The organism is Rugamonas aquatica (assembly GCF_009380215.1).
In the GTDB taxonomy this organism is placed as follows: Bacteria; Pseudomonadota; Gammaproteobacteria; order Burkholderiales; family Burkholderiaceae_D; genus Rugamonas; species Rugamonas aquatica_B.
On sequence record NZ_WHUG01000002.1, the window covers coordinates 279,599 to 293,702 of the forward strand.

Below are 14,104 nucleotides of genomic sequence, written 5' to 3' on the forward strand. Positions count from 1 at the left end.
AGTAAAATTGCGACGGCGCTGTGCGCTCTGATGATTGTGTTTTTCAATATTACTGTAGTTAATGGCTTTAAATCACGGCGCTGGCAATTTAACAAATGAACCGTTGTTATGTGGCAACATTGCCATCGAATATGCTGCGCCATAAAGCCAGTACATGGGGCGCATGCGCGGCCACCAATTGCGGATCGATGCGCGCCAAGTCCTGGCCTTGCAGGCGCAGCTGGTGTTGCAGTTTGCGCAACTGGCGATAGGCGTCGCCGACCCGCGCCGCCAGCTCCGCATCAATCAATCCCAGCTCGCCGCACATTTTCAAAAGTGCAATATTGCCGAAGTTGGCGGTCAGCTGCGGGTAGGCAGCGGCGTGCTGCAGGATCAGGAATTGGACGATGAATTCGATGTCGATCATGCCGCCCGGATCCTGTTTCAGATCGAACAGCTCGGTATGGTTGGGCTTGGCGTCGACCATTCGTTTCCGCATTGCAATGACTTCCTGTTTCAGCGGACCGTCGGCCGGACGTTCCTTGCGCAGCACCGCCTGGCGGATTTCCTCGAAGCGCAGGCCGATGGCGGCGTCGCCGGCGCAGAAGCGGGCGCGGGTCAGTGCCTGGTGCTCCCACACCCAGGCCGAGTTGCTCTGGTACTTCTCGAAGGCCGACACGCTGGACACCAGCATGCCGCTGGCGCCGTCCGGGCGCAGCGCGGTGTCGATGTCGAACAGGATGCCGGCCGAGGTGTGCGATGTCATCCAGGTAATAAAACGCTGTGCCAGCTTGGCGTACTGGGCCGGCGCTTCCTGGTCGCTGTCGTCGTACAGGAAGATCACGTCCAGGTCGGACACATAGCCGAGCTCCTTGCCGCCCAGCTTGCCATAGGCGATCACGGCGAACTGCGGCACTTCGCGGTGGCGCGTGGCCACCGTCTGCCAGATCGCCTTGATGGCGGCGGCGACGATGGTGTCGGCCAGCGCCGACAGGTGGTCGGCCAGTTTTTCCACCGTCAGGTCGCCGGCCAGGTCTTGCGCCAGCAGGTGGAACAGCTGGGCGTGGTGGATTTCGCGCAGGATATCCATTTGCCGTTCGGTATCGCCCAGCGCCGAGGCCAGCTGGGTTTCCAGGTCGGCCGCCAGCGCCACCGGGTCGAACACGGCGTTGCGGACGCGGTCGTCCAGCAGCTCATCCAGCAGGATGGGGTGCTGGCTGAGGAATTGCGCCGCCCAGCCGCTGGCGTGCACCATGCGGATCACCCGCGCCAGCGTGTGCGGATACTCGGTCAGCAGCGACAGATAGGCCGAGCGGCGCGCGATCGCCTCCAGGAAATCCAGCAGCCGGCCCAGGGTGGCTTGCTGGCTGCCGCCGCTCGATTCGCGCGAACACTGGATGATGATGGGCAGCGCCGTGTTGACCAGTCCCAGCAGGCGGTTGCGGCTGGCCTCGGGCATCGATTGCAGGCGCGGCGCCTGCCAGGTCGAGATCAGGCGCTTGGCCGCGCCCTCGGGATCGTCGAAGCCCAGCGCGGCGAAGCGCGACACCATGGCTTCGCGGTTGTCGGGATCGGCGCACTCGTTGCTCGATTGCGGATCGATGTCGTTGTCGCTGTTGCTGGTCTTGTCCGAGAACATTTCATCGAACTGGCCGGCGACGAACTGGCGGTGCGCTTCCAGCTGGGTCAGCAGGGTGGCGGTGTCGGGCAGGCCCATCATCTCGGCCACCAGCAGGCGGTCGGCGTCGTTGGCCGGCAGCGTGTGCGTCTGGGCGTCGTCCAGGTATTGCAGGCGGTGTTCCAGATTGCGCAGGAAGGTGTAGGAAGCCAGAAGTTGATAGACGATGGCGTGGCTTAGCAAGCCTTTTTCGGCGATGATGCGCAGCGTGGTGCGGGTCGAGCGGTCGCGCAGGGCGGCGTCGCGGCCGCCGCGTATCAGCTGGAATACCTGGGCCAAGAATTCGATTTCGCGGATGCCGCCGCGGCCCAGCTTGACGTTGTTGCTGCGGTCCGGGTGCAGCCGCTCTTGGCGGTTGACCTCGGCGCGGATCTGCGCGTGCATATTGCGGATGGCGTCGATGACGCCGAAGTCCAGGTAGCGGCGGAACACGAAGGGCCGCACGATGGCGTCCAGCGCGGCGATATCCTCGGGCTGGCCGGTGACGGCGCGCGCCTTGACCCAGGCGTAGCGCTCCCACTCGCGTCCCTGGACGATCAAATATTGCTCCACCATGTTCAGGCTGGCGGCCAGCGGACCCGAGCCGCCGTTCGGTCGCAAAGCCATATCGACGCGGAACGTGTAGCCATCTTCCGTGATCTCCGCCAAAGCGGCGATCAATTTTTTACCCAGACGCACGAAGAACTCGTGGTTGGACAGGCTGCGCTGGCCCGGTCCGGCGACGGTGTCGCCATCTTCCGGGTAGACGAAAATCAGGTCGATGTCGGACGAGACGTTCAGCTCGCCGCCGCCTTGCTTGCCCATGGCCAGCACCATCAGCTGCTGCGGCAGGCCGGAATCGCGGCCGATCGGCGTGCCATGGGCCGCCTCCATTTCCGCGTGCAGCTCATGCATATGCCGCTGGATGGCGAAATCGGCGAAGCGCGTCATGGTCTCCACCACCTCGGCCAGATTGGCCTTGCCGCCGAGGTCGCGGCGTATCAGCACGCACACCAGCAGGTTGCGCAGCCGGCGCATGGCGCGCACCAGCGGCAGCGGCGGGGCGCCTTCCGGCACGTTGGCCGCTTCTTTTGCTAAATAATCAGCAAGATTGATCTGGGCAAGCGATAATTGCGCTAAATCATCAGCCTTGGCGGCGCGGTCGGGAGCGGCGGCCAGCCAGCGCTGGTAAAAACGTGAAACGGTTGGTGCAATCATTGGCGACGTGTTTCCTGAAGCAGTTGTGACGGCGGTTGATCGGTAGCGGCGCGTAACCCACTGTAAAGCATGTAAAACCGGTGCATCCAGGCCATAAGTGGCGCGGGTTTGCACAGGTGATGCGGTAGAATTGCTGCGCAGGCATAAAAGCTTGAAACCGAGTTTAGCGATTTATTTGACGCATGGCCTGATTTATTAGCTTATTGATGCAAAAACCAGAAGAGGAGACTGTGACAGGCGAGGGGCCTTTGGCCGCGCGCTGGCACCGGCTGCGTGCCGCCTATCGCATCTGCAACCTGGCCACCCATCATGTGCTGGGCTTCACGCTCAAGCTGTTCCTGCTGCTGTACTTCGCCTTCGCCATCCTGTTCCTGACGCTGCGCTATGCGGTGCTGCCGAATATCGACCACTACAAGGGCGATATCGAGCAGGCCGCCAGCCAGGCGGTAGGCAACCGCGTCACCATTTCCCGCATCTACGCTTCCTGGAAGGGCTTGCGCCCCAGCCTGTTCCTGGGCGACGTGGTGCTGCACGACCAGCAAGGCAAGCAGGCGCTGGCGCTGCCGAGCGTGTCGGCCACCGTCTCGTGGTGGAGCGTGCTGGCCGGCGCCGTGCGCTTCGACTCGCTGGAGCTGGTGCGGCCCGAGCTTGACGTGCGGCGCGAAGCCGACGGCCGCCTGCTGGTGGCCGGCATCTACATCGATCCGAAGCGGCCGAGCGACGGCAAGGGCACGGACTGGCTGCTGTCGCAGCGTGAAATCGTCATCCGCGAAGGCCGCCTGCAATGGACCGACTTGCAGCGCGCCGCGCCGCCGCTGGCGCTGGACGGCCTGACCATCGTGCTGCGCAACCAGTGGCTGCACCATCAATTCGCGCTGAAGGCGACGCCGCCGTCGGCGCTGGCCGCGCCGCTGGACGTGCGCGCCGACTTCACCCATCCTGCCTTCGGCGCGCGGGTTTCCAATGTCTCGATGTGGAAGGGCGAGGTCTACGCCGACATCCGCGGCACCGACCTGCTGGCCTGGAAGCCGTGGCTGGATTTCCCGTTCGAACTCAATAGCGGCGGCGGTTCGCTGCGCGCCTGGGTGGGCATCGACCAGTCGCGCCTGACCGGCTTCACCGCCGACGTCGGCCTGCGCGATGTGTCCGCCGTGCTGGGCAAGGAGCTGCCGCTGCTGGACCTGCGCCAGCTGACCGGCCGCATCGCCGCCCGCGAAGAAGTCTCGGCCACCGCGCCGCTGGTGAAGCGGGGCGCGATCAAGCCGCGCTTCGGCGCGCTGGGCCACAGCATCGAACTGAGCAACCTGACGCTGACCACCAGCGACGGCCTGGTGATGGCGCCGACCTCGCTGTCGGAACACTACACCGCCGCCAGCGGCGCCAAGCCGGAGCGCTATGAAATCCGCGCCCGCCAGCTGGACCTGCAAACCATGGCCGGCCTGGCCGAGCGCCTGCCGCTGACCGAGCACCAGCGCAAGCTGCTGGCCGACTTCGCGCCGCGCGGCCTGCTGCAAAACTTTTCCGCCGAATGGCAGGGCGCGTATCCGGCCTTGCAATCCTACCGCGTCAAGGGCGACCTGGTCGGGCTGGGCCTGAAGCCGCAGCCGCCGCGCCTGGCGCAAGCCAAGACCGCGAAGTCGCCGGCCATCGCCGCCATGCCCGCCATCCCCGGCTTCGACAACCTGAGCGGCTCCATCGACGCCAGCGACCAGGGCGGCAGCTTCAGCCTGGCCTCGCAGCAGCTGGTGCTGCAGATGCCGGACTATTTCAGCGAAGCGTCGATGCCCTTCGATCACCTGAACCTGAAGGCGCGCTGGTCGTTCGAGCCGGACAACCAGCTGCTGCTGCAGATCGACAGCATGGACTTCCTGCAGCAAGGCCTGAGCGGCACGCTGCAAGGCACGCACAAGATGCCGCTGGCCGGCAAGGGCGCAGGCAATATCGACCTGACCGGCACGCTGAACGGATTCCAGCTCAACCGCATCGACCACTACCTGCCGATGCAGACCCCGCACGACCTGCGCGCCTGGCTGACCGGCGCGCTTGAAGGCGGCGTCGCCAGCGACGTCACGCTGCGCCTGCGCGGCGACCTGGCGCACTTCCCCTTCCACGGCGACACCGGCGCCGACAAGGCGCGCGGCGAGTTCCGCGTGGCCGGCAAGCTGACCGAGGGCAAGCTCAATTATTCGCCTAGCCACTTCCTGCACGACGGCAAGGAGCTGGGCAAGGACGGCAAGCCGCTGCCGCTGTGGCCGCAAGCCGAGCACATCAAGGGCAGCTTCGTGTTCGACCGCGCCCGCATGGAAATCCGCGGCGACACCGCCACCACCGGCGGCGTCGCGCTGTCCGGCGTGAAAGCGGTGATCCCCGATTTGACCATCCACGATTCGATGCTGGAAATCGACGGCAACGCGGCCGGCCCGATGCAGGAATACCTCAAGTACATGGCCGTCAGCCCGGTGCTGGAATGGATCTCGCACTTCACCGACGAAACCCAGGCCAGCGGCAACGCCAAGCTGGCGCTGAGCCTGCGCCTGCCGCTGTCGCACATGATCGACGCCAAGGTGCAGGGCGCGCTGCAATTGATGAACAACGATATCGTGCTGATGAACGACCTGCCGCCGGTGCAGTCGTCGCAGGGCAAGATCGAATTCAACGAACACGGCGTCAATCTGAATCAGCTGTCGGGCAACTTCCTCGGCGGCCCGGTCAGCATCACCGGCGGCAGCCAGAAGGACAACTCCATCGTCGTCAAGCTGGGCGGCATGCTGACGGCCGAAGGCTTCCGCAAGAATTATCCGATGCCGGCCATGCAGCGCCTGGCCAGCCACTTCTCGGGCGCCACGCGCTACACCGGCACCGTCACCGCGCGCGACCATCAGGTGGTGGTGGCGGTCGACTCCACGCTCAACGGCCTCGGCATTGAACTGCCGGCGCCGGTCAGGAAGGCCGCGCCGGATGCATTGCCGCTGCGCTTCGTGCTGACCAGCGCGCTCACGCCCGACGCTGCCGGCGCCGTGCATGACGATATGCGTATCGCCCTCGGCGGCAATATCGCGGCGCGCTACCAGCGCCAGAAGACCGGCAAGACGCCGTGGAAGCTGGTGCGCGGCGGCATAGGCGTGAACACGCCGGCGCCGGAGCCGGACAGCGGCATGGCCTTCAACATCAGCCTGCGCGCCTTGAACGTGGATTCGTGGCTGGACTTCGGCACCGAGATCGCCGGCAAGGCCGACACCGCATCGCCCGCCGGCGAAGGCGCCGACGTGGCCCAGTACGTGATGCCGGACACCATCGCCGCCCGCGCCAGCGAACTGGTGATCGGCGACCGCAAGCTGGAAAACGTGGTGGTCGGCGTCAGCCGCCAGAAATCGGTGTGGCAGGCCAGCGTCGATTCCAGCCAGGCCAATGGCTACCTGACCTGGAGCGAACCGTCGACCGGGCAAGGCCTGGGCAAGGTGACGGCGCGCCTGTCGTCGCTGGTCATTCCGGAATCGGCCTCCAAGGATGTGCAGGAACTGTTGGACGGCAAGAGCGCGGCCGCCACCATCCCGGCGCTGGACGTGGTGGTCGACCGCTTCGAATTGTTCAACAAGCAGCTGGGTCACCTGGAGCTGCAAGCCAATAACGCGCAGCTGTCGAATGCGCGCGAATGGCGCATCAGCAAGCTGTCGCTGACCAACCCGGACGGCGAACTCAAAGGCACCGGCAAGTGGGTGACCAAGGATGGCGTGCACACCACCGGCCTGAACTTCAATCTCGACATCGCCGACGCCGGCAAGCTGCTGGACCGCTTCGGCTTCGCCGGCACGCTGAAAAACGGCAAGGGCACGCTGACCGGCGACATCGCCTGGAAGGGCTTGCCGTATGCGCTGGACCTGCCCAGCCTGTCCGGCGAGATCAAGCTCAACGTGGAAAAAGGCCAGTTCCTGAAGCAGGATCCGGGCGCCGCCAAGCTGCTTGGCGTGCTCAGCCTGCAAGCCTTGCCGCGCCTGCTCAAGCTGGATTTCCATGACGTGTTTTCCGACGGCCTGGCATTCGACGGCATTACCGCCAACGCCGCCATCAACCACGGCATCGCCAAGACCGACAACTTGAAAATGCACGGCGTCGCCGCCACCGTGCTGATGGATGGCAGCGCCGACATCGCCAACGAAACCACCAACCTGCATGTGGTGGTGATACCGGAAGTGAATCTGGGCACGGCGCCGCTGGTGTATGCGCTGGCCGTCAATCCGGTGATCGGCCTGGGCAGTTTCCTGGCGCAGCTGTTCCTGAGTGCGCCGGTGATGAAGGCCTTGACCTATCATATGCAGGTGACCGGGCCCTGGAAGGCGCCGGTCGTCACCAAGCTCGATGCCTCCAAAGTGGAGCCGCCGCCCGCCGCCAAGGGCATGCACTAAATTGAACGGGACCGCCATGAATACAGTCGCCGCAGTACAAATGATTTCCTCGCCGTCCGTGACGGAGAACATCGCCACCGCCCGCCGCCTCGTCAAGCAGGCCGCCGATGCCGGCGCCACGCTGGTGCTGCTGCCGGAATACTGGGCCATCATGGGCTTGAACGACAGCGACAAGGTGGGCGTCGCCGAGCCGCTGGGCCGCGGACCTATCCAGGACTTCATGTCGTCGCTGGCCAAGGAACTGGAGATCTGGCTGATCGGCGGCACCCTGCCGCTGGCCTCCGACGACGCCGAAAAAGTCATCAACACCACGCTGGTCTACAACCCGCAGGGCGAGCACGTGGGCCGCTACGACAAGATCCACCTGTTCGGCTTCACCAAGGGCACGGAGTCGTACAACGAAGCCAAGACCATCGTGCCGGGCAAGCATGTCGGCGTGTTCGAAGCGCCGTTCGGCAAGGTCGGCATGTCGGTCTGCTACGACCTGCGCTTCCCCGAGCTGTACCGCGCGATGGGGCCGGTGTCGCTGATCGTCGTGCCGGCCGCGTTCACCTACACCACCGGCCACGCGCACTGGGAAATCCTGCTGCGCGCCCGCGCTATCGAAAACCAGTGCTATGTGCTGGCGGCGGCGCAGGGCGGCAACCATCCGAACGGCCGCCGCACCTGGGGCCACAGCATGCTGATCGACCCGTGGGGCGCGGTCAAGTCCGTGCTGGCCGAGGGCGAGGGCACGGTCCACGGCGATATCGACCTGGTGTTCATGGACAGCGTGCGCCAGAGCCTGCCTGCCCTCAAACACCGGACCATGTGAACTCCGCTACAATTGCACCACACTACACAAAGACACCATCATGAAGCCATTTGAACCGAATCTGTCCACCCTTGCCGTGGCGCGCGACATCCTGCTGACGCCGTTCGGACTGGACGAAGCCAAGCTGCTCAAGACGCTGGGCTCGATGTTCACCCACAAGGTCGACTACGCCGACCTGTATTTCCAGTTCACCAAAAACGAAGGCTGGAGCCTGGAAGAGGGCATCGTCAAGACCGGCAGCTTCTCGATCGACCAGGGCGTCGGCGTGCGCGCCGTGTCCGGCGACAAGACCGCCTTCGCCTACTCGGACGATATCTCGGAAGCGGCCCTGATGGACGCGGCCTCGGCCACGCGCACCATCGCCCGCGCCGGCGCCGGCAAGATCAAGGTGGCCAGCGCGATGACGCCGAGCGGCGGCCGCTCGCTGTACCTGCCGCACGATCCGCTGGTGTCGCTGGACGCGACCGCCAAGGTCAAGCTGCTGGAGCGCATCGAAAAAATGGCGCGCGCCAAAGACCCGCGCGTGGTGCAGGTGATGGCCAGCCTGGCCGGCGAATACGATGTGGTGCTGGTGGTGCGCAGCGACGGGGTGCTGGCGGCCGACATCCGCCCGCTGGTGCGCGTGTCGCTGACGGTGATCGTCGAGCAGAACGGCCGGCGCGAGATGGGTTCGTCCGGCGGTGGCGGCCGCTACGACTACGGCTACTTCAGCGATACGCTGCTGGAACAATACGCGACCGACGCCGTCAACTCGGCGGTGGTCAACCTCGACGCGCGCCCGGCGCCGGCCGGTCCGATGACCGTCGTGCTGGGACCGGGCTGGCCCGGCATCCTGCTGCACGAAGCGATCGGCCACGGCCTGGAGGGCGACTTCAACCGCAAGGGTTCGTCGACCTTCTCCGGCATGATCGGCGAGCGCGTCGCCGCCAAGGGCGTGACGGTGGTCGACGACGGCACGCTGGCCGACCGCCGCGGCTCGCTCAACATCGACGATGAAGGCAACCCGACCCAGTGCACCACGCTGATCGAGGACGGCATCCTGAAAGGCTACATCCAGGACACCATGAACGCGCGCCTGATGAAGATGCCGGTGACCGGCAACGCCCGCCGCGAATCGTTCGCCCACCTGCCGATGCCGCGCATGACCAACACCTATATGCTGGGCGGCGACAAGGATCCGGCGGAGATACTGGCGTCGGTGAAGAACGGCCTGTACGCGGTCAATTTCGGCGGCGGCCAAGTCGACATCACCAACGGCAAGTTCGTGTTCTCGGCCAGCGAGGCTTACATGATCGAGGACGGCAAGGTGACTTACCCGGTCAAGGGTGCCACGCTGATCGGCAACGGTCCCGAGGTGCTGAACCGCGTTTCCATGATCGGCAACGACATGCGCCTGGACCCGGGCGTGGGCGTGTGCGGCAAGGAAGGCCAGAGCGTGCCGGTCGGCGTGGGCCAGCCGACGCTGCGCATCGACGGCGTGACCGTCGGCGGCACGGCCTAAGAAAACGCTTGCCAGATTTCGAATATTAGGGTTATAGTCAGTCAACTCTTACGGAACACGTTCATGACCCGCTTCTTCTTTACCGGCTACTTTTACTTTAGCAATTCCAACCCAAAGGCGGTGGAGTAGCGGCCGGTGCACGTAGAAGCAAAAAACGAGTTCCAGCAAATTCCAAAAAAACCGCCTCCCGAGGCGGTTTTTTTTTACCCATATTTTTTGATTCATCACCTGGAGAACAGCATGCCCCGTACCGATGATTTGCGCATCCGCGAAATGAAGGAATTGACGCCGCCGTCCCACCTGATACGCGAATTCGCGTGTTCGGAACAGGCCGAGCAAACCGCCGCCGACGCCCGCATCGCGCTGCACCGCATCCTGCACGGCCAGGACGACCGCCTGATGGTGGTGGTCGGCCCTTGCTCGATCCACGATCCGAAGGCGGCGATGGAATACGCGCGCCGCCTGGTGGTACTGCGCCGCGAACTGGCCGGCGACCTGGAGATCGTCATGCGCGTCTACTTCGAGAAACCGCGCACCACCGTCGGCTGGAAGGGCATGATTAACGACCCGTACATGGACAGCAGCTTCCGCATCAACGACGGCCTGCGCATGGCGCGCGAACTGCTGCGCGACATCAACGAGCTGGGCCTGCCGGCCGGCACTGAATACCTGGACGTGATCAGCCCGCAATACATCGCCGACCTGATCAGCTGGGGTGCGATCGGCGCCCGCACCACGGAATCGCAGGTGCACCGCGAGCTGGCTTCCGGCCTGTCGTGCCCGGTCGGCTTCAAGAACGGCACCGACGGCAACGTCAAGATCGCCGTCGAGGCGATCAAGGCGGCGTCGCAGCCGCACCACTTCCTGTCGGTGACCAAGGGCGGCCACTCGGCCATCGTCTCGACCAACGGCAACGAGGATTGCCACATCATCCTGCGCGGCGGCAAGACCCCGAACTACGACGCCGCCAGCGTCGATGAAGCGTGCAAGGCGATCGCGGCCCAGGGCCTGGCGGCGCGCCTGATGATCGACGCTTCGCACGCCAACAGTTCGAAGAAGCCGGAGAACCAGGTGCCGGTGTGCGCCGACATCGGCCGCCAGGTGGCGGGCGGCGACAACCGCATCGTCGGCGTGATGGTGGAATCGCATCTGGTGGCCGGCCGCCAGGACCTGGTGCCGGGCAAGGAACTGACCTACGGCCAGTCCGTCACCGACGGTTGCATCGACTGGGACAGCAGCGTGCAAGTGCTGCACGACCTGGCCGCCGCCGTGCGCCAGCGCCGTCTCGCTACCCAGGCTGCCGAGGCCGCCGCCAAGTAAAATAATGTAGCGCCGTTACACTCTTGATACAAAGGGCCCCAATGGCTATATGGGGCCCTTTGTTTTTGCGGATTGCTATCAAGAGTGTTGTAAGAACCCCGAATGCATCACGAGTTCGATTGACCTTACCTTCCTTGCATGTTTTTATACTAAGCATGGATGGTGTCTTCGAACACCCTTCTACGTTAATTCACCTGTCCTGTTTTCAGCGCGACCCGTTGCCACCCCGGCAGCGGGCGTTGGACCGGTGCATTCAAAAAATAATATCGGAGGTAAGTCATGATTCAAGAAAGAGTGTTGTCGCGTTCCTTGCGATTGATGTTTTCGGGCGGCGCCATCGCCGGCTTCGGTTTGCTGGCATTGCCGGCCATCGCGCAAGACGCCGCAACCGACAAGCAGCCCATCCAGCGGGTCGAGATCACCGGCTCGGCGATCAAGCGCATCGCCAAGGAGGGCGCGCTGCCGGTGCAGGTGCTGACCGCGGCCGACATCAAACAGAGCGGCGCCACCTCCGCGACCGACCTGATCCAGATGCTGCCGTCGATGCAGGGCTTCGTGCCGTCGTCCAGCTCGGTCAACGGCGGCGGCGCCGGCGTCACCACGGCGGCGCTGCACTCGCTGCCGTCGAAGTACACGCTGGTGCTGCTGGACGGCCAGCGCATGGCGCCCAGCCTGCTCGGCAACGGCCAGGGCGGCGGCTACGCCGTCAACATCGAGAGCATCCCGCTGGAGGCGGTGGAGCGGGTCGAGATCCTCGGCGACGGCGCTTCCGCGCTGTACGGCTCGGACGCGATCGCCGGCGTGGTCAACTTCATCCTGAAAAAGAACATGACCAAGGGCGAGGCTTACGCCACCTACGGCCAGCCGCGCGCCTCCGGCGGCAAGTGGAACAGCGCCGGCCTGACCAAGGGCTGGGGCGATCTCGACAACGACAAGTTCAACATCCTGTTCTCGTACAGCCACGACGAGCAGCAGCGCATCACGGCGCTGCAGCGCGGCTTCTCGGCGCAGGGCGCGTTCTTCAAGTTCAACAGCGGCGGCAAGCAGTACTGGTTCGACCAGCGCACCGCCAACACCGAACCGGCCAACGTCTCGTTCAACGTGCGTCCGCGCGGCTCGGCCGACAGCGTCGCCACGGTCGGCGTGGCGATCAATCCCTACCAGATCGCCAACGGCAATTGCGGCGGCCCGCTGGCCGGCCCGCTCGATACGCAGTGCGGCTTCAACTACGGCGCCACCGTCGAGGATGTGCCCGGCTCGCGGCGCGACAGCGGCCTGCTGAAGGGCACCTGGCAACTGAATGACGACACCCGCCTGTGGGGCGAACTGGTGCTGTCGAGTTATTCGATGACCGCGCAGTACGCGCCGTCCGCGCAGCCGATGGGCGTCAATTCCACCGACCGCTTCCCGCAGCTGTATGCGCGCTACATCCAGCCCTACCTGGACGCCAACAACCTGGAGAACCCGACCGGTGACGGCACGCTGGGTTACCGTTCGGTGCTGGTCGGCGGCCGCGCCGACGAATACATCACCGACGCCCGCCACTTCGCCGTCGGCGTCGACGGCAACGCCTGGGGCTGGGCCTACAACGCCAGCCTGATCCTTTCGGAAAGCAAGATCAAGGACAACGCTTACGGCGGCTACACGGACTTCGACAAGCTCAACGCGCTGGTGGCGTCCGGCGCCTACGATCCGGTGATGGGCAGCGGCGCCGACCAGCTGCGCGGCGCGCTGGTCAACGGCACCACGTTCTCGACCAACACCTCCAAGCTGAACACGCTGCACGCCGGCGCGCAGCACGACCTGTTCAGCCTGCCTGGCGGCACGTCCATCATCTCGCTGGGCGGCGATTATTCCAAGACCCGCTACCAGATCGCCTACCATCCGACCATCCTGTCCAACTCCGGCTATTCGACCCAGCCGGCATCGGGCAACTATCCGGTCGGCGGCAACTACGGCCAGGTGCCGTTCGACGCCCGCCGCGACAACTGGGGCATCTACAGCGAGGTGCTGCTGCCGCTGGCGAAGACCTTCGAGGCCACCGTCTCCGGCCGCTACGACAGCTACGACAAGACCCACAGCGAGTACATCTTCGCCAAGCTGGCCGACGCCAGCGGCCTGCGCCCGCTGCTGCCGTCCGGCGAGGTCGGCAACTCGTTCAGCGCCGGCACCTACAAGGTCAGCGCGCGCTGGACGCCGGTCGAGAGCCTGCTGTTGCGGGCGGCCTATGGCACCGGCTTCAAGACGCCCAACATCAGCGACATCGCCGGCGCGCCGACCTTCTACGGCAGCACCGCCGGCAGCTACCGCTGTCCGTTCCCGGGATCGCCGGGTTGCCAGGTGGCGACCCAGGCGCAGTACGACTTGCTGAACGGGCCGAACGGCGCCAGCGGCAGCGAAGGCCTGCAGCCGGAAAAATCCAAGCAATGGACCTTGGGCGGCCGCATCGAGGCGCTGCGCGGCCTGTCGCTGGGGCTGGATTTGTGGAACGTCCAGATCCGCAACCAGGTGCTGTCGGCCGGCATACCGGAGCAGGTGGGCTTCGCCAATCCGCAGCAGTACCAGCGCCTGTTCGTCAACCCGTATCCTGATCCTGCCGGCTACACCACGATCGCCTACATCCAGGCGCCGATCAACGGCGGCGTGGCGAACTACCGCGGCGTCGACTGGGACTTCAGCTACCGCAACAAGTCGCCGTTCGGCGACTGGAAGGCGGCCTGGACCGGCACGTATATGATCAAGCAGAACTACACCACCACTGCCGGCGGCGACATCAATTCCGACCTCGGCCGCTTCGGGCCGGACAACGCGGTGGTGTTCCGCGTGCAGAGCAACCTGGCGCTGAGCCTGACCAACGGCAAGCTGACCAACACGCTGACGGCGCACTACAAGTCCGGCTACCACGACCAGGCTTATCCGGCCGGCACGGCGATCTTCCCGGTCAATCCGGACGGCAGCCGCGGCAGCGATTCGGTGGACTTCGCCGGCTTGTGGACGCCGTCGTACACCACCTTTGACTGGCAGGGCAAGTATGACTTCGGCCGCTTCACGCTGACCGGTGGCATCAAGAACCTGTTCGACCGCAATCCGCCGCTGACCTTGCAGAACGCCGGCGGCGGCAACCAGCTCGGCTACGACGGACGCTACACCGATCCGGCCGGCCGCGCGTTCTACATCACGGGCAACTACAAGTTCTAAGCGCCCAAAAGAAA

Annotated in this window: 6 protein-coding genes; 5 read left to right on the forward strand and 1 reads right to left on the reverse strand. The window is 65.0% G+C overall.

The genetic code is table 11. From position 1 onward, the window contains the following. Positions 1 to 106: 106 nt before the first annotated feature. On the reverse strand, positions 107 to 2,944 hold the full coding sequence (gene glnE, locus GEV02_RS05495; protein WP_174999015.1) for a bifunctional [glutamate--ammonia ligase]-adenylyl-L-tyrosine phosphorylase/[glutamate--ammonia-ligase] adenylyltransferase: 2,838 nt from the start codon (positions 2,942 to 2,944) through the stop codon (positions 107 to 109). A gap of 116 nt (positions 2,945 to 3,060) precedes the next feature. Between glnE and GEV02_RS05500 the strand changes: the two genes are divergently transcribed. The 5 genes from GEV02_RS05500 (at position 3,061) to GEV02_RS05520 (ending at position 14,090) form a co-directional block, all read left to right on the forward strand. Then, positions 3,061 to 7,257, forward strand: coding sequence for a YhdP family protein (locus GEV02_RS05500; protein ID WP_152836936.1), 4,197 nt, complete (start codon positions 3,061 to 3,063; stop codon positions 7,255 to 7,257). A 16-nt stretch (positions 7,258 to 7,273) separates the two neighbouring features. Further along, a complete protein-coding gene (locus GEV02_RS05505) occupies positions 7,274 to 8,071 on the forward strand; it encodes a carbon-nitrogen hydrolase family protein (RefSeq protein ID WP_152836937.1) in 798 nt (265 codons plus the stop codon). A gap of 40 nt (positions 8,072 to 8,111) precedes the next feature. Further along, entirely contained in the window at positions 8,112 to 9,572 is a 1,461-nt protein-coding gene (gene tldD / locus GEV02_RS05510; protein WP_008445719.1) for a metalloprotease TldD, read from the forward strand. 240 nt (positions 9,573 to 9,812) lie between these two features. Further along, positions 9,813 to 10,892: a 3-deoxy-7-phosphoheptulonate synthase AroG gene (gene aroG, locus GEV02_RS05515; RefSeq protein WP_070267395.1), complete on the forward strand. Its 1,080-nt coding sequence runs from the start codon at positions 9,813 to 9,815 to the stop codon at positions 10,890 to 10,892. A 279-nt stretch (positions 10,893 to 11,171) separates the two neighbouring features. Continuing rightward, entirely contained in the window at positions 11,172 to 14,090 is a 2,919-nt protein-coding gene (locus tag GEV02_RS05520) for a TonB-dependent receptor domain-containing protein (protein WP_152836938.1), read from the forward strand. Positions 14,091 to 14,104 lie beyond the last annotated feature (14 nt).